This is a genomic window from Tepidicella baoligensis, assembly GCF_013432195.1.
Taxonomy (GTDB): Bacteria; Pseudomonadota; Gammaproteobacteria; order Burkholderiales; family Burkholderiaceae_C; genus Tepidicella; species Tepidicella baoligensis.
Window position 1 is genome coordinate 1 of the sequence record NZ_JACCDB010000010.1, and the last position, 20,368, is coordinate 20,368.

The 20,368-nt window shown below is 64.0% G+C and carries 16 protein-coding genes; 7 read left to right on the forward strand and 9 right to left on the reverse strand.

All coding sequences use genetic code 11. The features are described 5' to 3' along the window. Window positions 1-17: 17 nt before the first annotated feature. Window positions 18-1,715, reverse strand: a complete 1,698-nt coding sequence (locus HZS63_RS10505; RefSeq protein ID WP_180683988.1) for an NAD+ synthase — start codon at window positions 1,713-1,715, stop codon at window positions 18-20. On the opposite strand from HZS63_RS10505, the gene HZS63_RS10510 reads away from it, so the two are divergent. Continuing rightward, window positions 1,714-2,931, forward strand: coding sequence for a GNAT family N-acetyltransferase (locus HZS63_RS10510; RefSeq protein WP_180683989.1), 1,218 nt, complete (start codon window positions 1,714-1,716; stop codon window positions 2,929-2,931). The genes HZS63_RS10505 and HZS63_RS10510 overlap by 2 nt on opposite strands. Before the next feature lie 51 nt (window positions 2,932-2,982). Here HZS63_RS10510 and ppa read toward each other — a convergent pair whose 3' ends face one another. Further along, window positions 2,983-3,525 carry an inorganic diphosphatase gene (ppa, locus tag HZS63_RS10515; protein ID WP_180683990.1) on the reverse strand — a complete coding sequence of 181 codons (543 nt, stop codon included), beginning with the start codon at window positions 3,523-3,525 and terminating at the stop codon, window positions 2,983-2,985. 271 nt (window positions 3,526-3,796) lie between these two features. Between ppa and HZS63_RS10520 the strand changes: the two genes are divergently transcribed. The 5 genes from HZS63_RS10520 (at window position 3,797) to moeA (ending at window position 10,932) form a co-directional block, all read left to right on the forward strand. Continuing rightward, window positions 3,797-5,851, forward strand: coding sequence for a sodium-translocating pyrophosphatase (locus HZS63_RS10520; RefSeq protein ID WP_180683991.1), 2,055 nt, complete (start codon window positions 3,797-3,799; stop codon window positions 5,849-5,851). Window positions 5,852-5,950: 99 nt separating this feature from the next. Then, window positions 5,951-7,669: an acyl-CoA dehydrogenase family protein gene (locus tag HZS63_RS10525; protein ID WP_180683992.1), complete on the forward strand. Its 1,719-nt coding sequence runs from the start codon at window positions 5,951-5,953 to the stop codon at window positions 7,667-7,669. A gap of 184 nt (window positions 7,670-7,853) precedes the next feature. Then, window positions 7,854-8,993, forward strand: coding sequence for a GTP 3',8-cyclase MoaA (gene moaA, locus HZS63_RS10530; protein ID WP_180683993.1), 1,140 nt, complete (start codon window positions 7,854-7,856; stop codon window positions 8,991-8,993). Window positions 8,994-8,997: 4 nt separating this feature from the next. Further along, the gene (mobA, locus tag HZS63_RS10535; RefSeq protein ID WP_180683994.1) at window positions 8,998-9,642 is read left to right on the forward strand and encodes a molybdenum cofactor guanylyltransferase MobA; all 645 of its coding nucleotides are present in this window, start codon (window positions 8,998-9,000) and stop codon (window positions 9,640-9,642) included. 12 nt (window positions 9,643-9,654) lie between these two features. Further along, entirely contained in the window at window positions 9,655-10,932 is a 1,278-nt protein-coding gene (gene moeA, locus HZS63_RS10540; RefSeq protein ID WP_180683995.1) for a molybdopterin molybdotransferase MoeA, read from the forward strand. A gap of 62 nt (window positions 10,933-10,994) precedes the next feature. Here moeA and HZS63_RS10545 read toward each other — a convergent pair whose 3' ends face one another. From HZS63_RS10545 to HZS63_RS10565, 5 genes are all read right to left on the reverse strand, one after another. Beyond that, window positions 10,995-14,087: an efflux RND transporter permease subunit gene (locus tag HZS63_RS10545; protein ID WP_180683996.1), complete on the reverse strand. Its 3,093-nt coding sequence runs from the start codon at window positions 14,085-14,087 to the stop codon at window positions 10,995-10,997. A gap of 18 nt (window positions 14,088-14,105) precedes the next feature. Beyond that, window positions 14,106-15,125, reverse strand: coding sequence for an efflux RND transporter periplasmic adaptor subunit (locus HZS63_RS10550; RefSeq protein ID WP_343039980.1), 1,020 nt, complete (start codon window positions 15,123-15,125; stop codon window positions 14,106-14,108). 301 nt (window positions 15,126-15,426) lie between these two features. Beyond that, the gene (rnhA, locus tag HZS63_RS10555) at window positions 15,427-15,873 is read right to left on the reverse strand and encodes a ribonuclease HI (protein WP_180683998.1); all 447 of its coding nucleotides are present in this window, start codon (window positions 15,871-15,873) and stop codon (window positions 15,427-15,429) included. Next, window positions 15,870-16,688 (reverse strand): class I SAM-dependent methyltransferase, encoded by an 819-nt coding sequence (locus HZS63_RS10560; protein WP_246316305.1) that lies wholly within the window; start codon window positions 16,686-16,688, stop codon window positions 15,870-15,872. Before HZS63_RS10560 ends, rnhA begins: the two co-directional genes overlap by 4 nt. Window positions 16,689-16,737: 49 nt before the next feature. Continuing rightward, window positions 16,738-17,676, reverse strand: a complete 939-nt coding sequence (locus tag HZS63_RS10565; RefSeq protein WP_180684000.1) for a hypothetical protein — start codon at window positions 17,674-17,676, stop codon at window positions 16,738-16,740. A 117-nt stretch (window positions 17,677-17,793) separates the two neighbouring features. On the opposite strand from HZS63_RS10565, the gene HZS63_RS10570 reads away from it, so the two are divergent. After that, window positions 17,794-18,708 (forward strand): AEC family transporter, encoded by a 915-nt coding sequence (locus HZS63_RS10570; protein ID WP_180684001.1) that lies wholly within the window; start codon window positions 17,794-17,796, stop codon window positions 18,706-18,708. Here HZS63_RS10570 and HZS63_RS10575 read toward each other — a convergent pair. Next, window positions 18,665-19,378, reverse strand: coding sequence for a hypothetical protein (locus HZS63_RS10575; RefSeq protein WP_180684002.1), 714 nt, complete (start codon window positions 19,376-19,378; stop codon window positions 18,665-18,667). The genes HZS63_RS10570 and HZS63_RS10575 overlap by 44 nt on opposite strands. Beyond that, the gene (locus HZS63_RS10580; protein WP_180684003.1) at window positions 19,375-20,367 is read right to left on the reverse strand and encodes an MlaD family protein; all 993 of its coding nucleotides are present in this window, start codon (window positions 20,365-20,367) and stop codon (window positions 19,375-19,377) included. The genes HZS63_RS10575 and HZS63_RS10580 overlap by 4 nt, the downstream gene beginning before the upstream one ends. Window position 20,368 lies beyond the last annotated feature (1 nt).

Consider the following 20,368-nt stretch of genomic DNA (forward strand, 5'->3'; position numbering starts at 1 on the left):
GAAAAATTCTCAGGCTCTCAGCCCCGATAGCGATTGGTGTTTGGGTAGCGCCAGTCCTTGCCAAAGCTGCGGTGGGTGACGCGAATGCCGACCGGCGCCTGCCGACGCTTGTATTCGTTGAGGTGAATCAGCCGCACCACCTGGTTCACCGCGTCCTGCGGGTAGCCAGCGGCCACGATCTCGGCCGGGCTTTCGTCGTTTTCCATGTAACGCTCGACGATCGCGTCGAGCACGTCGTAGGGCGGCAGGCTGTCCTGGTCCTTCTGATTCGGGCGCAGCTCGGCGCTTGGCGGCCGGGTGATGATGCGCTCGGGGATGGGGCTCAGGCCGTTGCCGTACGGGTCGTTCGCGTTGCGCCAGCGCGCGAGTCGGAAGACCAGGGTCTTGGCCACGTCCTTGATGACGGCAAAACCACCGGCCATGTCGCCGTACAGCGTGCAGTAGCCGGTGGCCATTTCGCTCTTGTTGCCGGTGGTCAGCACGATGGCACCGAACTTGTTGGACAAGGCCATCAACAAGGTGCCTCGAATGCGGGCCTGCAGGTTTTCCTCGGTGGTGTCGGCGCCCCGCCTTTGGAACAGCGGTTCCAGAGATTGCAGGAAGGCGTCGAACATGGGGCGGATCGACACCTCGTCGTAGCGCACGCCCAGGCGCGCCGCCATGTCTCGCGCATCGATCCAGGAGATGTCGGCGGTGTAGGGCGAGGGCATCATCACCGCGTGGACGCGATCCTTGCCCAAGGCATCGACGGCGATGGCCAAGACCAGGGCCGAATCGATGCCGCCGGACAACCCGATGACCGCCCCCGGAAAACCGTTCTTGCCCACATAGTCCCGCACCCCCAGCACCAGGGCGTGCCACAGGTCGGCTTCGAGCCCCTGCTCGGGGGCTGTGGGACCGTGCAGGCTCACGAGCTTGGCTGGCTGTGCGGGGGTAGCGATCTCGATCGGGAATAAGGCCTCTTCGAAACTGGGGGCACGCGCGGCGAGGCTTCCATCGGCGTTGAGGGCAAAGCTGCGGCCTTCGAAAACGATTTCATCCTGCCCACCGACGAGATGCGCATACACCAGCGGCAGCCCGGTGGCCTGGGTGCGCAGGCGCATGGCGCATTCGCGTTCGTCGCCCTTGCCCACGTGGAACGGCGACGCGTTGATGACGGCCAGCAACTGGGCGCCGGCCGCTTTGGCCTCTAGCGCGGGGCCATCGTGCCAGGCGTCTTCACAGATGAGCAGGCCCACCCGCAAGGGCTGGCCGGACGCATCGGGCACCTCGAAGACGCAAGCGGCGTCCCCAGGCACAAAATAGCGCCGCTCGTCGAAGACCTGATAGTTGGGCAGTTCCCGCTTGGCGTAGCGGGCCACCACCTGGCCTTCACAGATCACCGTGGCGGCGTTATGGCATGGGGCCCGGCGCACGCTGCGGGAAGATGCCCCCCCCCCTTCCACTGCTGCCGGGTGGCCCACCACGATGCGCAGACCGCTCAACCCTGCCGTCTCGCGGGCTACCGTTTTCACGGCATCATCACAGGCCGCGACGAACGCCGGGCGCAAGAACAGGTCTTCGGCGGCGTAACCACAGATGGCCAGTTCCGGGGTGAGCAACAGGCGAGCGCCCTGGGCATGGGCTTGGCGGGCCGCCTCGATGATGCGACGGGCATTGCCGGCCAGATCGCCCACGACGTAATTGAGCTGCGCGATGCAGAGCTTGAAGGACATGAAAACAACAGACGAAAGTGGTGCCGTCGATTATGTCACCCAGGTGATCACGGAGCCGGAGCAGATCGAAGCCGGGGCGTGGAACACCTTGCTGCAAGCCCAGCCCATGGGCGGTGCTTGCGGCCCGTTCATGCGCCATGAGTACCTCGCCGCGTTGCATGCCAGCGGCAGCGCCATACCATCGACCGGCTGGCACCCCCGCTGGCTCACGCTTTGGCGTGACGAAGCACTGTGCGCTGCCGCGCCGCTGTACGCCAAGGACCATTCCTATGGGGAATACGTGTTCGACTGGGCCTGGGCGCAAGCCCACGAGGCCCATGGGCTCGCCTACTATCCGAAGGGGCTGGTGGCGGTGCCGTTCACACCAGTCCCGGGCCCGCGTCTGCTGGCCCGTGATGCCACGGCCCGCCACGCCCTCCAGGTCGAATTGCTTGCACAGGCCGAACGCGTTGGCTGGTCATCCCTGCATGTGCTGTTCAATGCCGACACCGACCGCGAGGCGCTGATCGGAGCAGCCTGGCTGGAACGCCACACCGTGCAATTCCACTGGCACAACGCCTGCCCCACGCCCCATGGCCCACGTCCGTTTCGGCACTTCGACGACTTTCTTGCCAACCTGACCCAAGACAAACGCAAGAAAATCCGCCAGGAGCGCCGCAAGGTCATGGACGCCGGCATCCGCTTCGACGTGCGGCGTGGCCACGAGATCACCGCCAGCGACTGGGATTTCTTCTACCGCTGTTACGCTCGCACCTATTGGGAGCATGGCAATCCCCCCTACCTGAAGCCGGCGTTCTTTCACGCCATGGCCGACTCACTGGCGGGCTGGTGGCTGATGTTCATCGCCCGTGACCGAGCAGGCCAACCCATCGCCTGCAGCCTGGTGGCGCTCAGCGATACCTCGGCACGCCCGCAGGCAGCCTACGGGCGTTACTGGGGTGCGCTGCAACGGGTGGACTGCCTGCACTTCGAGACCTGCTATTACCAGCCGCTGCAGTGGTGCATCGAGCACGGCGTGACGCGTTTCGAAGGCGGCGCACAGGGCGAACACAAAATGGCCCGCGCCTTGTTGCCCACGGTCACGCACAGCGCCCATTGGCTGGCCCATCCCGTCTTTGCCGATGCGGTGGACCGCTTCCTGCAGCGCGAAGGCGACGGTATGGCGCGTTATTTGGCACACCTGAAAAACCGAAGCCCCTTGCGGGCTCCGGGGTGAAACGGGGCACGTCAGGGGCCAGGATCGAAGGGTTGGCAGCGTCGAGACCGCTCAAGCGGCGGACTGCTCCTTTTGATAGGCGGCGATGCCGGCCTGAATTTCTTGGTGCGCGGCGGCTTTGCCATCCCAGCCCAGCACCTTCACCCACTTGCCGGGGTCCAGATCCTTGTAGTGTTCGAAGAAATGCTCGATGGCCTTCAGGCGCACCGGGTTCAGATCCTCGTAGGATTGCCAACGCGAGTACAGCGGCAACACCTTCTCGGTCGGTACGGCCAGCACCTTGCCATCCACACCGCCCTCGTCCTCCATCTTCAGGATACCCAGGGCACGGCAGGGCACCACCACACCCGGAGGCAGGGGCACGGGAGTGATCACGAGCACATCCACCGGGTCACCATCGCCAGCGATGGTCTGAGGCACGTAGCCGTAGTTGGTCGGGTAATGCATGGCCGTGTTCATGAACCGGTCCACGAAGATGCAGCCCGAAGCCTTGTCCACTTCGTACTTGATCGGGTCGCCGTTCATCGAAATTTCGATGATGACGTTGAACACTTCAGGGGCCTTGCTGCCAGGGGTGACGTTGTCGAGAGACATGTGGGCTCTTTGTCGAGAGTTGATAAAACCGAAGAATTGGGCCCGATTTTACTGATGCGAGCCTGACACCCACTCCAAGCCACCAGCCGGTGCTGCACTGCAACAGTGTCAAAACCAGCTATTTGAGATACATTGCACACGTTGGCCAATCGCCCTGCCTGTATTACACCGTGACATCGTAACCGTGGGCACGTGCGAGGAAGCAACGCAGCGGAAGCCAGTGGCTCGCGCGCGTTGGCTTCCTCCAAGTCGAAACGAGCAGGAGACATCTATGGTTGAACAATCTGCGCTGATCTTTGCGCTGGCGTGCGGACTGGGAGCCGTCGTTTACGGATTCTGGTCACGTAACTGGATTCTTTCCCAGGACACGGGCAATGCCCGCATGCAGGAAATCGCCTCGGCCATCCAGACTGGGGCGGCCGCCTACTTGGCGCGGCAATACCGCACCATCGCCATCGTGGGGGTGGTGCTCACTCTCCTCATCGCCGTGTTTCTGGATGTGCTCACGGCCGTGGGCTTCGTGCTGGGCGCCGTGCTCTCGGGGGCTTGCGGCTTCATCGGCATGAACATCTCGGTGCGGGCCAACGTGCGCACCGCCCAGGCCGCCACACAAGGCATCGGCCCGGCGCTGGACGTGGCATTCCGTGGCGGCGCGATCACCGGCATGCTGGTGGTGGGCCTGGGCCTGCTGGGAGTGGCCGGCTTCTTCTGGTTTCTCGGCCTGGATGGCCAACCCGCCTCCGGCCCGGAACTGGCCCGGATGCTGAATCCGCTCATCGGTCTGGCGTTCGGCTCCTCACTCATCTCGATTTTTGCGCGACTCGGCGGCGGCATCTTCACCAAAGGCGCCGATGTCGGCGCCGACCTGGTGGGCAAGGTCGAGGCCGGCATCCCCGAAGACGACCCGCGCAACCCGGCGGTGATTGCCGACAACGTGGGCGACAACGTGGGCGACTGCGCCGGCATGGCCGCCGACCTGTTCGAGACCTACGCCGTCACGCTGATCGCCACCATGGTGCTGGGAGCACTGCTGGTGGCTGCCGCACCGATGCAGGCGGTGCTGTACCCGCTGGTGCTCGGAGGCGTGTCCATCCTGGCCTCCATCGTGGGTTGCTTCTTCGTGAAGGCCACGCCCGGCATGAAGAACGTCATGCCCGCGCTGTACAAAGGCTTGATCGTGGCGGCCGTGCTCTCAGGCATCGCCTTCTATTTCGCCACGGTGTGGATCATGCCGGACGATGCGATCGCCGCCAGCGGCAGCCAGTGGCGGCTGTGGGCCGCAGGTCTTGTGGGCCTGGCGCTGACGGCGGCCATGGTGTGGATCACCGAATACTACACCGGCACCGAATACCGTCCCGTCAGGCACGTGGCGCAGGCGTCCACCACCGGGCACGCCACCAACATCATTGCCGGTATCGGCGTGAGCATGAAATCCACCGCCTGGCCGGTACTGATGGTGTGTGCCGCCATTCTGGCCTCCTACGCCATGGCCGGCTTGTACGGCGTGGCCGTGGCCGCCACCTCCATGCTGAGCATGGCCGGGATCGTGGTGGCGCTCGACGCCTACGGCCCCATCACCGACAACGCAGGCGGCATCGCCGAAATGGCCGAACTGCCCTCCAGCGTGCGCGACGTAACCGACCCGCTGGACGCGGTGGGCAACACCACCAAGGCCGTGACCAAGGGCTACGCCATCGGCTCGGCGGGCCTGGCCGCACTGGTGCTGTTTGCCGACTACACCCACAAGCTCGAAACCTATGGGCAGCAGATCAGCTTCGATCTGTCGGATCCGATGGTCATTGTCGGCCTGTTCATCGGCGGGCTGATCCCCTACCTGTTCGGCGCCATGGCCATGGAGGCCGTGGGCCGATCGGCCAGCGCGGTGGTGGAGGAAGTGCGCCGCCAGTTCCGGGAGATCAAGGGCATCATGGACGGCAGCGGCAAGCCCGAATACGGCAAGGCGGTGGACATGCTGACCACGGCGGCCATCCGCGAAATGATGATACCGGGCCTGCTGCCGGTGGTCGTCCCGATCCTGGTGGGGGTGATCCTCGGGCCCAAGGCGCTGGGCGGTCTGCTCATGGGCACCATCGTCACCGGCCTGTTCGTGGCGATTTCCATGTGCACCGGTGGTGGTGCCTGGGACAACGCCAAAAAATACATCGAGGACGGCCACCACGGCGGCAAGGGCTCTGAAGCCCACAAGGCGGCCGTGACCGGCGACACCGTGGGCGACCCCTACAAGGACACCGCGGGCCCGGCCGTCAATCCGCTGATCAAGATCATCAACATCGTCGCATTGCTGATCGTGCCACTGATCGTTTGAACTCCGTCGAGACCACAGAAGCCCGCCAGGGGATGGGCTTTGACCTTGCCCTGAAAAACGAATCCCTTGCCGCCTCAACGCGACATTTAGGAGAAAATCATGAACGCACCCATCTCCACGCAGACGCTGGCCACACCCGCTAAGGCTGACCGCTTTGCCACCCACGTTGTCAAAAACCAAGCCGACTTCCCCTTCGGCTTCAATGCCTTTGAGGACGACGTGGTGTTGAAAGCCGTCATTGAACGTGATGCACCCTGGGCCGCTGCCAAATGTTCGGCCATTGGGCAGCTGGCAGGAGATGAAGGCATTCAGGAATTGGCACGTCAAGCCAACCGTAACATCCCCGAACTCAAGACCCATGACCGTTACGGCAATCGCATCGATTGGGTGGACTTTCATCCGTCCTGGCATCAACTTATGGGCTTGGCTTGGCAACATGAAGTGCCAACGCTCTCCTGGACTGCCAAAGAGGCACACCCGCATTTGGCACGCGCTGTTTTGTCTTACCTTTGGAACCAAGTCGAACAGGGCACCGGTTGCCCGACTGGCATGGCCTACGCCTCCTATGCGGGCTTCAGTCATGAGCCTGCCCTGAAAATCTGGGCCGAAAAATCCCTCGGTACCGTGTACGAGAACAGCCGTCGTGAAGTGGCGGACAAGCCCTCGGTCGTCGTTGGTTACGCCATGACCGAAAAACAAGGTGGCTCTGACCTGCGCGAGACCCAGACCACAGCGGTGTATTCCCACACCGCCGACTATCACGGAGCGACAGCCCATTGGTACGAGTTGACCGGCCACAAATGGTTTTGCTCAGTGCCGCAATCCGATGGATTCTTCACCTTAGCCAAGGTCAATGGTGGAGTAACCTGTTTTTTCCTCCCGCGTACCTTGCCGGACGGCAGCTTCAACCGCTTCTTTATCCAGCGCTTGAAGGACAAGGCCGGCAACCGCTCTAACGCCAGCAGTGAGGTGGAATTCAGCGGCACCCTTGCCATCCGAGTGGGTGAGGAGGGTAAAGGTCTGCGTGAAATCCTGTCCCACTCCCACCTGACACGTCTGGACTTTGCTGTGGGTTCCGCTGGCCTGATGCGTCAGGTGCTGACCCTAACCCTGAATCACACCACCACACGGGGCGGCTTCGGCTCTAGCTTAGCCAAGCGGCCCATGATGGTTAACGTGCTGGCTGACATGGCAGTGGAAGTGGAGGCATCGACCCTGATGGCGTTGCGCGTGGCCCGAGCCACTGACTACCTCGATACCGACGCCAAGGAAAAGGCGTTTGCCCGAATCACCACGCCAATGGCGAAATACTTCAATTGCTCGCGCGTGGTGGCCGTGGCAAATGAAGCGCTCCAATGCCATGGTGGCAATGGCTTTGTGGAAGATGGCCCGATGGCTCGCCTGTACCGTGAGGCGCCGCTCAACAGCGTATGGGAAGGTTCTGCCAACATGATGTGCATGGACGTGCGCCGCGCCATGCAGAAAGACCCGAGCTGCCGCGATGCCCTCATGGCCGAACTCAAGGGCGTGCAGGGTATGGACAGCCGTTTCGATGCTTACGTGACCACCACATCACGTTTACTCAAGGAAATGGTGGACGACGAATTCCTGGCCCGTCCCGCCACGGAAGCCGTTGCGCGTTCTGTGCAAGGGATGGAACTGCTGCGTCACTCTACTCCAGAGGTGATCGACATCTTCATGAAAACCCGCATCGGTGGCATTAACAACAACTGGGGCGTGATGTTTGGCACCTTGGGACCTGGCGTAAGTCAGGCACAGGCTGACATTGTCGTTGAACGCGCACGTGTCAAGCGCTAAACCAAAAACGCCAACCTCCTACCCACCATCGACACGGTTTCAGGCTACAAAACGTAATTGATTGCCCGCGTGATCGAAATGGACCCTGGTCACACCGGACAACGTTCGCCTCACCCCTACCCGCCGCATGCCTTCGAATGGGTGCTCGCCCCTGGCACCCGGCGCGTGGTGTAATCTTTTGACTATGTCCGAACGAGTCATCCCTCTGGTCGATCAGCGCTTGCAGACCTTGTCGGCGCGCTTGCCGGCACAGCCCATCCCCACCACCGGCCTGCTGAACGACGCGCTCGGCCGCCCGCTGCGCGATTTGCGCATCAGCGTCACCGACCGTTGCAACTTCCGTTGCAATTACTGCATGCCCAAAGAGGTGTTCGACAAGAACTACACCTACCTTCCGCACAGCGCCTTGCTCACTTTCGAGGAAATCACCCGCCTCACCCAGGTCTTCATTGCGCATGGCGTGCGCAAGGTTCGCCTGACCGGCGGCGAGCCGCTGTTGCGCAAAAATCTCGAAACACTGGTTGAGCAATTGGCGGCGCTGCGCACGCTCAACGGCCAGCCCCTGGACCTGACCCTGACCACCAACGGCAGTCTGCTGAAGCGCAAGGCCGCGACCCTGAAGGCTGCGGGCCTGCAGCGTGTGACCGTCAGTCTGGACGGGCTGGACGATGCCGTGTTCCGGCGCATGAACGATGTGGATTTCCCCGTGGCCGACGTACTCGAAGGCATCGCGGCGGCGCAGTCGGCCGGTCTGGGGCCGATCAAGGTGAACATGGTCGTCAAGCGCGGCACCAACGACGACCAGATCCTGCCCATGGCGCGGCACTTCCGGGGCAGCGGCATCGTGCTGCGCTTCATCGAATACATGGACGTGGGTGCAACCAACGGCTGGCGCATGGACGAGGTGTTGCCCAGTGCGGAGGTGATCCAACGCCTCCAGCAGGAATGGCCCCTGGTTCCCTTGGAGCCGGCCGCCCCGGGTGAGACCGCCGAGCGTTGGGGTTACGCGGGGCCTGACGGCCGGCACGATCCTTCACTGGGTGAGGTCGGCGTGATCAGCAGCGTGACCCAAGCCTTTTGCCGCGACTGCAACCGCGCGCGCCTGTCCACCGAAGGTCGGCTCTATCTCTGCCTGTTCGCCCACCAGGGGCATGACCTTCGCTCACTGCTGCGCGGCGGTGCCAGCGACGCCGAGTTGGCCTCGGCCATCGGGGCGATCTGGCAAGGCCGACGGGATCGTTATTCCGAATTGCGGGCGTTTCTGCCCCCCGAAAACTCGGGCCAGGGTAGGCGCCGCATCGAAATGAGTTACATCGGAGGCTGAGCCGATGCGTGTGGAACCCCAAAGCGTGACCGGCCTGGTGCTCGCCGGTGGCCGCGGCAGCCGCATGGGTGGCATCGACAAAGGCTTGCAAACCCTCCACGGCACACCGCTGGCACTCCACGCCCTGCTGCGCCTGCAAATGCAGCAAGGACACCGCTTGGCCGGCTGTATGATCAATGCCAATCGGCACCTGGGGGCCTACGAGGCTTTCGGTGTGCCGGTCTGGCCCGACACGCTCGAAGGCTACGCCGGCCCACTGGCCGGCTTCCTGACCGGCCTCGAACGCTGTGAAACCCCCTACCTGCTCACGGTGCCCTGCGATGCGCCCCGTTTCCCGCTGGACTTGCTGGAGCGCCTTGCCCATGCCCTGGAACGTGAGCACGCCGAGATCGCCATGGCGGCCGGCCCAGAAGGGGATCCCGGTCCGACCAACCCCTCACGGCCACAACCGGTGTTCTGCCTCCTGCACGTGGACCTCCTGGAAAGCCTGACGCGCTTCACCCAGGCCGGGGGGCGCAAGATCGACGCCTGGACGGCACAGCACCGCACCGTGATCGTGCCTTTCGACCAACCCGGCGACGACCCGCTGGCGTTTTGCAACACCAACACCCTGGACGAACTGCGCGCCATCGAATCCCGCGCCCTGTGACCCCGAGACCCCATGAAAACCCTGGACCAGATCGCCGCAGCCCTGCAAGGCTACGACCCCCAAGCCTTGAGGGTATCCGCCGTCAACGACTTCCTCGACCGCCTGGTGGAACCTGTGAGCGACACCGAAACCGTGGGGGTGTTGGGCGCGCTGGGGCGTGTGCTGGCCGAAGACGTCATTTCGCCCATCAGCGTGCCTCCGCACGACAATTCCGCCATGGACGGCTACGCCTTGGCGGGGGCGGACCTGTCGCATGACAAACCCACCACACTGACGGTGGTGGGCACGGCCTATGCGGGAACGGCCTGGAGCGGACAGGTCGGCCCCGGCGGGTGCGTAAAGATCATGACCGGCGCCATCATGCCGGCCGGCCTGGACACCGTGGTGCCCGTGGAATTCGTTCAGGCAGAGGGTGACGCGATACGGGTACCCCCTGGCGTGGTGAACCCTGGCGACAACCGCCGCCTGAAGGGCGAAGACCTGATGCAAGGCCAGCCCGCGTTGCGCCGGGGCGACCGTCTCGGCCCGGCGGCTTTGGGCTTGATTGCCAGTCTGGGGTTGCCCTTGGTGCCGGTGTTTCGCCGCCTGAAGGTGGCCTACTTCTCCACCGGCGACGAAATCCTCAGCCTGGGCGAGCCGCTGCGCGAAGGCGCGGTGTACGACAGCAACCGCTACACCGTGTTGGGTATGCTCACGCGACTGGGCGTCGAGGTGCTGGACATGGGCGTCATCAAGGATGACCCGGCCAGCCTGGAATCTGCTTTTCGCCAAGCCGCCGCGCAGGCCGATGCCATCATCACCAGTGGCGGTGTGAGCATGGGTGAAGCCGACCACACCAAGGCCATGATGAAGCAACTGGGCGACGTGGCCTTTTGGCGTATCGCCATGCGGCCGGGCCGCCCCATGGCCGTGGGCCATATCACCGAGGGCGGGCACGACGCGGTGCTGTTTGGTCTGCCCGGCAACCCGGTGGCGGTGATGGTGACCTTCCTGGCCTTTGTGCGCCCTGCCCTGCTGAAGATGATGGGCGCGAGCCCAAGCCACACCCCGCTGCTGCGTGCCCACAGCCTGGAGCCGATGCGCAAGAAACCCGGGCGCACCGAGTACCAGCGCGGCATCGTCTCCACCAGACCGGATGGTCGCTTACAGGTGCGCACCACCGGCAACCAGGGTTCGGGCGTGCTGCGATCCATGGTCGAAGCCAACGGCCTCATCGTGCTGCACCACGACCAAGGCAACGTGGCCGTGGGGGACGAGGTGGACGTGATGATGTTCGATGGGGTGATCTAGCAACGCTCAGACGCCCCAGAAGGCCAAGGCTTCTACGGCCACGGCCCCTGCGCTTGCAGACCTCACTTCGCCGGCACCATTCCATGCGCTGGCGCCACCGCCTCATCGACGACCGTCCGGTTCGCACCCGGTACTCGCTGGCGAGCCAACAAGGTGTATATGGTTGGCACCACGAAAATGGTCAGGAACGTGCCCACCGTCATGCCGCCCACGATCACCCAGCCAATCTGCTGGCGGCTCTCGGCCCCAGCACCGGAAGCCAGGGCCAGCGGCACCGCGCCCAGCACCATCGCACCGGTCGTCATCAGGATCGGGCGCAGACGCAGCTCCGCTGCCTGTTTCACCGCGTCGAGCATGTCCAGCCCTTGCTGGCGCAGCTGGTTGGCAAACTCGACGATCAGGATGCCGTGCTTGGTGATCAGACCGACCAGCGTGATCAGACCGATCTGACTGAACACGTTGAGCGTGCCCCCGGTGTAGCGCAAGGCCAGCAGAGCCCCCAGCATCGACAGCGGCACGCTGAGCATGATGATGAAGGGATCGATGAAACTCTCGAACTGCGCGGCCAACACCAAGTAGATGAACGCCAGCGCGAGCACGAACACCAGCGCCAATGAGCCCGAGGCATTGCGGAACTCGCGGCTCTGGCCGTTGAGGTCGGTCGTGTAGCCGGGGGGCAGGATCTCGCGGGCGATCTCGTCCATCATTTCCAGGGCCTGTCCCAGTGCGAGGTCAGGCGCGAGGTTGGCAGTGATGGAGGCACTGCGACGCTGGGCGAAGTGGTTGAGTTCGCGCGGGACTACCACCTCCCGGGTGGTCACCAGCGAAGCCAGCGGGACCATCTGGTCGTTGCGGCCACGCACGAACATCCTTTCGATGTCGTCCGGGGTGTTGCGCTGGCTGGATTCGGTCTGCACGATCACATCGTACTGTTCCCCACCCAGCTTGTAGCGGGTGACGTCACGTCCGCCCAGCATGGTTTCCACTGTGCGCGCGATCGCATCGATGCTCACCCCCATGTCGGCGGCGCGCTCGCGGTCCACCTCCATGCGGATCTCGGGCTTGTTGAGACGAAGGTCCGTATCCACCTGCAAAAAGCCTGGGATCTGGGCCAGCCGGTCCTGGAACTGGCGCACCACCTGGGCCAGGTTTTCATAGCTGTCGTTGGTGACGATCACGTAGTTGATCGGGCGTTCGCGAGATCCCTGCCCGAGCGAGGGGGGCGTGATCGGGAAAGCGCTGACGCCCGGCAAACTGGCAATGCGCGGTGCCATTTCACGGGCCATCTGCTGGGTGGTACGCTCGCGCTCTTCCCACGGTTTGGCACGGAAGAAGACGGTGCCCTGTGCCACCGATGGGTTGCCCACAATGGCAAAGATGCGGTCGAACTCCTCGTAGTCCTGACCAATGCGCTCGATCGCCTGTGCATAGCGCCGGGTGTAGTCCAACGTCGCCCCATCAGGGCCGTTGATGATGGTGAAAATCACCCCCCGATCTTCGATGGGGGCGAGTTCCTGTTTGGTGTTCTGCAGCAACCACCAGCTGCCAGCCGCACTGCCCAGCATGACGAGCAGCACCAGCCAGCGCGCCTTCAAGGCCAACGTGAGCACCCGGCTGTAGCCCCGTGTGAGCGCCTGCAGCCCCGCTTCCATGCTGCGGTCAAAGCGGTTGGGTTTGGGATTGTGCTTGAGCAGCTTGGAGCACATCATGGGCGACAAGGTCAGCGCCACAAACCCGGAAACGAGCACGGCCCCAGCCAACGCCAGCGCAAACTCGGCAAACAGCCGCCCGGTTCGGCCAGGCGTGAAGGCCAGCGGCGCGTACACAGCGGCCAGCGTCAGCGTCATGGCCACCACCGCGAAGGCGATTTCCTTCGATCCCTTGATGGCCGCCGCAAAAGGCTCCATGCCCTCTTCAATGTGGCGGTAGATGTTCTCCAGCACCACGATCGCATCGTCCACCACCAGGCCGATGGCCAGCACCAGGGCCAGCAGCGTCAGCGTGTTGATGGAAAAGCCAAACAGCTTCATCAGAGCAAAGGCACCGATGAGGCTGACCGGAATCGTGACCAACGGGATGATGGAAGCTCGAACCGTGCGCAAGAACACGAAAATCACCAGCGTCACCAGCACCACCGCTTCGGCAATGGTTGCGTACACCGCCTTGATCGAACGGTCGATGAACACCGAGTTGTCGTTGGCGATGTCAACGTTGATTCCGGGGGGCAGTTCTTCGCGCACCTTGTCGAGCAGTCCACGCACCGAAATCGACAAGTCCAGTGGATTCGCCGTGGCCTGGCGGATCACACCGAGGGACACTGTCTCCCGGCCATTGAGCCGCACCGACGTGCGCTCGTCCTGCGGCCCTTGCACGACGCGGGCCACGTCACCGATGCGCACAGGCAAGCCGTTGACGTTGCGGATGGTGATGGCGCGGAATTCCTCGACCGTTTGCAGATCGGTAGCAGCGGTCACGTTGAATTCACGCTGCTGGCTCTCGATACGGCCGGCAGGCACCTCGAGGTTGGAGCGGCGCAGCGCATCCTCCACATCCTGCACGGTGAGGCGGTAGGCAGCCAGCCGGTCCGGGTCCAGCCACAGACGCATGGAATAGCGGCGTTCCCCGAACACCCGCACATCGGCGGCCCCGGTGGCCGTCTGCAGCACGGGCTTGACGATGCGGTTGGCCAGGTCGGAAAGTTGCAGGGCGTTGAGGGTGTCGGAACTGAGTGCGATCCAGATCACGGGAAAGGCATCGGCTTCCACCTTGGCCACGATGGGTTCGTCGATCGACTGGGGAAGCCGCCCACGCACGCGGGCCACCTTGTCGCGCACCTCGGCGGCTGCGGCATCGGGATCGCGCTCCAGGCGAAAACGCACGGTGATCTGACTCTCCTCCTGCCGGCTGATCGAGGTGATGACGTCCACACCCTCGATGCCCGCGAGCGAGTCCTCCAGCGGCTTGGTCACCTGGGTTTCGACCACCTCGCTGGAAGCCCCGGCAAAGCGGGTGGTGACCGTGACGTTGGGCTCGTCGATCTTGGGATACTCGCGCACCGTCAAACTGTTGAATGACACCCAGCCCACCAGCAAGACCAACAGCGACAACACGGTGGCGAACACCGGACGACGAACCGAGATTTCAGGCAGTTGCATGTTGCGACTCCGCGGCCATCAACCCAGAGAATGCGGTGCCGACTGCGCCGCGGCACCAGCAGGCGGGCCGGAAGGCCGACTCATGTCGATCACCCGCACCGGCATGCCGTCGCGCTGCAGACGCTGCTGCCCAGCCACAACGACCGAATCGCCCGCCTGGACACCGCTGAGCACTTCAACCATGCCGCTTCGTCTCAGCCCCAACGTGACTTCGGCGCGTCGCGCAACGGGACGTGCGCCATCCCCCTCGCCCTCTTGGCCCAGCACATACACCACCTGGCGCCCACCCTGGGGCACGATGGCCTCTTCCGGAACCATCAGGGCAGCTTCCTGGACCGACAACACCACGGTCACGCGCGCAAACAGCCCTGGACGCAAGGAGTGATGGTCTGCCGAAGACATCACGGCCCGCACCTGCAAGGCACGACCATTGGCATCCACCAGAGGATCCACGGCCTGCACCCGCGCCGTGAAATTCTGGCCCGGCAAGGCGTCGATCTGGACTTGTACCGTTTGGCCGGGACCCACGCGTGCCTGATAACGCTCGGGCAGGCGGAAATCCACATACAACTGCGACAAGTCTTCCAGGTTCACCAGTTCGGCCCCTTCGCGCACGAAATCTCCCAGGCTGACGCTGCATATGCCCACCACGCCATCGAAGGGGGCCACAATGCGCATGCGTGCCACCCGGGCCTCAGCCAGTTGCACCTGGGCTTCGGCCACCTGCAGGCTGGCCCGGCTTTCGTCGAGCACCCGCCGGGCCACGAAATTCTGGGCGACCAGCTCTTCATTGCGCTTGAGGTTGACCTGCGCGATCGAAAGCTGCGCCTGGGCCTGGCTGAGCTCAGCGCGTTGCAAGGTATCGTCGAGCTGAAACAGCAGTTGGCCTTTGCGCACGCGGGCACCGTCCTCGAAGCCGATGTGTACGATGCGACCGCTGACTTCTGGGCGCAACAACACGCTTTGGCGCGAACGCAAAGAACCGACCGATTGCGCATCCTCCACCAACCGGGTGACGGTGACGGGCGCTACTTCCACGCTCGGCAAGGCACCCGGCCCACCCGGCCCCCGGGCTGACGCACCCGGGCCGCCAGCGCCAGACACAGCCGCCGGGGTTTCTGTGCCGGGTGACTTCGGTTGCTGCAACCACCACGCGGCAGCGAAAGCGAGCGCAAATCCGGCCCCGACAACGACCCCATAAATGGCTTTTCTGGACATGTGGTTCAAGTGGAAAACCTAATCATTTCACTTTATCATTATTTCGATGCTTGCGTGTGGCAGCTGGCCATCGGTGTGTGGCTTTTGCCTGGTGGTTTACCTCGCGTTTACATGCCTTTGGCTATGACACAGCAGCGCGAGCAGCCCCACGGTTGGCCAAGGCATCGGCCCGCTCGTTGCCCGGATCCCCGGCGTGCCCCTTGACCCAGTGCCACTCGATCTGGTGCCCGCCGCCTTGCACCAGGTCGTCGAGTCGTTGCCACAGATCGACATTTTTCACCGGCTGGCGGCTGGCCGTGCGCCAGCCCCTCGCTTTCCAGCCTGGCAACCACTCGGTGATCCCCTTGCGAACGTATTCGCTGTCGAGGTAGAGCGAAACACGACAGGGACGCTTGAGCGCCTGCAGGGCTTCGATCACCGCGGTGAGCTCCATGCGGTTGTTGGTGGTTTCGGCTTCGCCGCCCCACAGCTCCTTTTCTGCCGTGCCAGAACGCAGCAGCGCACCCCATCCGCCTGGGCCAGGGTTGCCCTTGCAGGCGCCGTCGGTGTAGATGATGACGTGGTTCATGGATCTTGGCGCTGGTTCATGCGGTGCGAAGGTCGCTGCAAGGAGGGCCGCTGGGCCACGCCCACGGGCGCGGCCATCGAGCGCCTGGGCTTCCAGGCTGGCCCGAGCAGATGCATGCCGCGCACCCGCTTGACGGCGACCATGAAATACACCGCCCCCAAGAAAGGCCAGGAACGGGCGCCAACCGCATCCATCCAGCGGTAGCGGTTCAGCCATTGGTCGGTCTGTACCGCCGGCCGGTAGCAACCCAGCCGACAAGACTCGACATCAAAGCTCAACAAGCGCAGCCAGTCCTTCAGCCGCCAGTGCCCGATGAAATCCCCGGCTTCGGGCAAAAAACGGCGCCCCAGCCAGTTGTTACCCAGGCCGAGCCGCGCAAAGACATGGGCACGGTACTGGCGCATCCCCCACAGGCTCGCAGGATTGAGACCACAGATCACCACCCGCCCTTCGGGAACCAGCACGCGCTCGACTTCACGCAGCACGGCGTGGGGGTCGGCGCTGAGCTCCAGCGTGTGCGGCAACACCACCAGATCCAGGCTTTTTTCGGGAAACGGCAGGGCCGCTGCGTGCGTCACCAGCGATACCGGACGGGGGAAGGCGTGACCATCCATGCGCACGTCCCAGGGCAGGCCGGCGACCTCGGGCACGGCCAGCCAGCGGTGCGGCATTCGGTTCGCGCGCAGGGCATCGATTTCGGGCAGACCGAGTTGCAGTGCATTGAAGCCAAAACGGTCCACCACGGCGGCATCGAATTGCGCCTGCTCCCAAGCCAGCATGTAACGGCCGGGTGGCGTGGACAGCCATGCCGTCAGCTCTTGCCCGAGCTCCAAGGCGTCTTCGGATTCGCTGCCGTGCCCAGGCTCATGAATCGACGGTTTCATCCACCACCGGGGGCTGGGCCAGCACCGTTTCACGAATCATCTCGCGCATGGCCTTCTTTTCAGGAAAGCTGAGCGCGCGCGCCAATTCCCGTCGCACGCGCAGCAGCAGATGCCGGTCGGTCTCGGGCGGCACGCCTTGGCTGTTCTGCATCTCCTCGTACAAGTCGAGTCGGGCATGGGGGGTTTCGTCGCGCCACCATTCCTGGATCACACGCTCCACCTGAGCCCGCCATTCATCGCTTGGCGGCCCGTCCGGGGGCGGCATGTCGAACCCGCTGTCGGCCTCGCGGTCCCCTTCATGGACACGCCCCATGTGGCTGTTCGCCCCGGGAGTCGTCAGCGCTGCCCAAGCCGCCTCATGCAGCGCGACACGGCGATCGGCCTGCATCAGCAGCCGGGCCCAGCTCGGGTCTTCGCCCGTCAGGCGGCCATAGTCTTGGGAGGCCTCGTCTGTGACGAGCACCACCTTGAGTCCGCGCCATTGGGCTTCGTCGATATAGGGAATGAGGCGCTCGTCGTCACTGGCAATCAACACCATGCTGCAGGCACCGCGGCTCGCCAGTTGCGTGAGCTCGAGACCGAGGGAGCGCACCAGGCCCAACCCTCCGTCCAGGGCATGGGGGGGCACCATGCGCAGCAGCACACCGTCCACCAATTCGGTAGGCGGCTGGTCGGTGAACAGGCAGGCGCGAGTGAGCGAACCTTCGGCTCCACACAACCGAGCCAAACCGGAAAACACCACAGTCAGGGCGCTGCGCTGCAAGGGATGGGCCGGCTTGGAAGGCTGCTGCTGAGCCAACCAGCCGAGATAACGCTCATCGATGAGGGCCACGGCCTGGCCCCCACCCTGAGGCAGGGCGGAAGAACCAGAGGCATAACGGGACGACGCTCTTTTGGCAAGATGAAATTTGGTTTTCATATATGTGATATTGAAATCGATAAGAAGGTCAAATAAATCGATTTGCGTTGCAGCTGGTGGTTGATTTTGTCACGGAATCCATCGAATGGTTCCAGCGACTTTGCTAAGCTGGCGGGCGTGAATTTTGCTCAACTCCTGTTTCCCGACTTTTCCCTGATCCTGTGTGGCTACCTGTTGTGCCGCTACACCCCGCTGAACCGCAAGGTGTGGGAGCCGATCGAGAGTCTGGTGTACTTTTTCATGTTCCCGGTGTTGCTGTTCCACTCCATCGTGCGCACGCCGCTGGAGTGGCAGTCGGCCACACACATGATGGGCGCCGGGCTCACGCTGGGCCTGGCCGGCATCCTGCTGGCCTATTCACTGCCCCGCTGGCCGTGGGTGGGCCGGGGACTGGACACCCGGCTCCATGCAGCCAGCGCGCAGGTGGCATTCCGCTTCAACTCTTTCATCGTGCTGGCGCTGGTGGACCGGGTGGCCGGACCACAGGGGATGCCGCTGGTGGCGGTGCTGATCGGGGTCTGTGTTCCGCTGTTCAACGTGGGGGCCGTGTTTCCCATGGCCCGCCACGGCCAGCACGGCCTGCTGCGTGAATTGGTGCGCAATCCGCTCATCATCGCCACGGTGAGTGGGCTGGCCGCGAACATCGCCGGTTTGGGCATCCCGGACTGGTTGGCACCGACCACGAACCGGATCGGCCAGGCTGCGCTGGCACTGGGCCTGATGGCGGCCGGCGCCGGCATGCAACTCGGGCGCATGACGCAAGCCAAGACGCTGGCGACGCTGGTGCTGGGCATCAAGCATGTGCTGCTGCCGGTCGCCGCCCTGCTGGTGGCCATCGCCTGGCAGCTGGACCCCACGCAGACCGTGGTGTTGCTGATGTTTTCTGCCGTGCCCACGGCATCGAGTTGCTATGTGCTGGCCGCACGCATGGGGTATGACGGTCCCTATGTCGCGGGGCTGGTCACCTTGTCCACACTGTTGGGGGTGCTCAGTCTGACGTTCGCGCTGGGCGTGCTGCTGCCCCTGCGGTGAGGGCATCCAGCCGACGGCGCGCCAGTGCCTCCAAGGCGGCGTCTGCGGACTGCTGGGCCACATCGGCCTGCACCTGCAGCCAGGCCAACAAGGGCCTACGCCAACCCTGCTGCGAAGCCGTATCCACCGCTACCGCGATGCCTGGCGGGTCCAGCCGCCCGGCCCGCAACAACGCGCCAGCGGCCACCAGGCGCGACACCGGGTCGGCCAGGGCCATGAGCACAGTAGCGGATGATCTTTCGGTGGGCGGCACCAACAGCCATTGAGCCACCGCACGGTGGGCGGGTGGCAGCAGGGGTATGTCCGCTGCCTCGGGTACGCCTGCCAAGTAGCGGGCATAGGCCTGGGTTTCGGGTGTGGCATCCGCCTGCAAGCGCTCATAACCCTCACAGGGAGCGATATCCAGGCTGGCTTGACGCACGGCACAGCGGCTCAACTCCACGAGCGCCAGGAGATCCAGCCGGGCGGTGCGCCGCGTTTCTTCCAGAGCTCGGCGCCACTCGACACCCGCCACACGGTCGTTGCCTTCCCATTCGGCCATCGTGGCGCGCTGCATCGCCCCATGCGCGTTGACCTGCCAGTCGGGTGCCGGTGGCCCACTGGCACAGCCCAGCAGCCAGCTCACCACCACACAAACGCTGCCCAGACGCGCAATGGAATTTCGGGTCATGGCAGCTTGAGCTCCGTGTCGCGTGCAAAAGGCCAGCGGCGGTTGATGTCGTTGACCAGGCTTTCGACCTTGCGCAGACTGGCCTCGACCTCGGCGCGCAGCACGTCCAGATCCACCGTGGCGGTGCGGGTGTTGACCGCGATGCCCTGCACTTCCACCAGCACCGCATCGACCTTCTGCAGACTTTGACGGGCGTCCGACAGCAGGCTTTCGACGGTCTGAACGGCGGTCTGCATGTCGGTCATGAGGCCGGCATCGCCGAACACGCGCTGGTCGGCGTTGCCGATCAGGGTTTCCGTGCGGCCCGCCACGGCTTCGAGTCGCGCCAGCAAGGCGTTTGTCTCGTCCAAGACCTGCAGCAGGCGGGCCCGGTCGGCGTCATTGCCCATGAGCAGACCCAGAGCACCGCGTGGACTGTTCAGGGTTTCGGTGGCCGTCTGCACATGGCGCAGACTCACACTGAGCGGTGATTGCTCGGCCGTGATCCGGTTGAGATTGTCCAGCAGATCGCGCACCGAGCTGACCAAGCGGGGAATCTCGGCCATCGCATCGCCCTTGAGCACCTGACGTTCGGCACCGTCAGCCAAGGGCGGCGCTTCGAACACGCCGGTAAAGGCGCGAATGCGGGTTGCCCCCACCAGGCTGCGTTCCATGGTGAACACACTGGTTTCGCGCAGCCAGTGGGCATCCTTGCGGGAGACATCCACGATGATGCGGGCGTTGCCGTCCTCACCCAGTTCGATGCGCCGGACCCGTCCGATCGGGAAGCCGGAAAACGTCATGTCCATGCCCACGACCACACCCTCGGAATCATCGGCAATGAGCACCAGTTCCTGAGTCGGCTCGAACACACCCCGTGCGTAGAGCAGGTAGGCAGCCGAACCGACGATCAGCACGATCATCAGTATCAGCAGCAGCGCGGCCTTGAACTCGACGTTGGACACGCGAGCCTGGCGTATGGTCTGGTCAACGACGTCGTCGGGGTTCATG

Bases quoted from the DNA above. Each gene is read 5' to 3' on its own strand.
- HZS63_RS10510 (WP_180683989.1), top strand. From the start codon at position 1,714: ATGAAAACAACAGACGAAAGTGGTGCCGTCGATTATGTCACCCAGGTG.
- HZS63_RS10505 (WP_180683988.1), bottom strand. From the start codon at position 1,715: ATGTCCTTCAAGCTCTGCATCGCGCAGCTCAATTACGTCGTGGGCGAT.
- ppa (WP_180683990.1), bottom strand. From the start codon at position 3,525: ATGTCTCTCGACAACGTCACCCCTGGCAGCAAGGCCCCTGAAGTGTTC.
- HZS63_RS10520 (WP_180683991.1), top strand. From the start codon at position 3,797: ATGGTTGAACAATCTGCGCTGATCTTTGCGCTGGCGTGCGGACTGGGA.
- HZS63_RS10525 (WP_180683992.1), top strand. From the start codon at position 5,951: ATGAACGCACCCATCTCCACGCAGACGCTGGCCACACCCGCTAAGGCT.
- moaA (WP_180683993.1), top strand. From the start codon at position 7,854: ATGTCCGAACGAGTCATCCCTCTGGTCGATCAGCGCTTGCAGACCTTG.
- mobA (WP_180683994.1), top strand. From the start codon at position 8,998: ATGCGTGTGGAACCCCAAAGCGTGACCGGCCTGGTGCTCGCCGGTGGC.
- moeA (WP_180683995.1), top strand. From the start codon at position 9,655: ATGAAAACCCTGGACCAGATCGCCGCAGCCCTGCAAGGCTACGACCCC.
- HZS63_RS10545 (WP_180683996.1), bottom strand. From the start codon at position 14,087: ATGCAACTGCCTGAAATCTCGGTTCGTCGTCCGGTGTTCGCCACCGTG.
- rnhA (WP_180683998.1), bottom strand. From the start codon at position 15,873: ATGAACCACGTCATCATCTACACCGACGGCGCCTGCAAGGGCAACCCT.
- HZS63_RS10565 (WP_180684000.1), bottom strand. From the start codon at position 17,676: ATGAAAACCAAATTTCATCTTGCCAAAAGAGCGTCGTCCCGTTATGCC.
- HZS63_RS10575 (WP_180684002.1), bottom strand. From the start codon at position 19,378: ATGACCCGAAATTCCATTGCGCGTCTGGGCAGCGTTTGTGTGGTGGTG.
- HZS63_RS10580 (WP_180684003.1), bottom strand. From the start codon at position 20,367: ATGAACCCCGACGACGTCGTTGACCAGACCATACGCCAGGCTCGCGTG.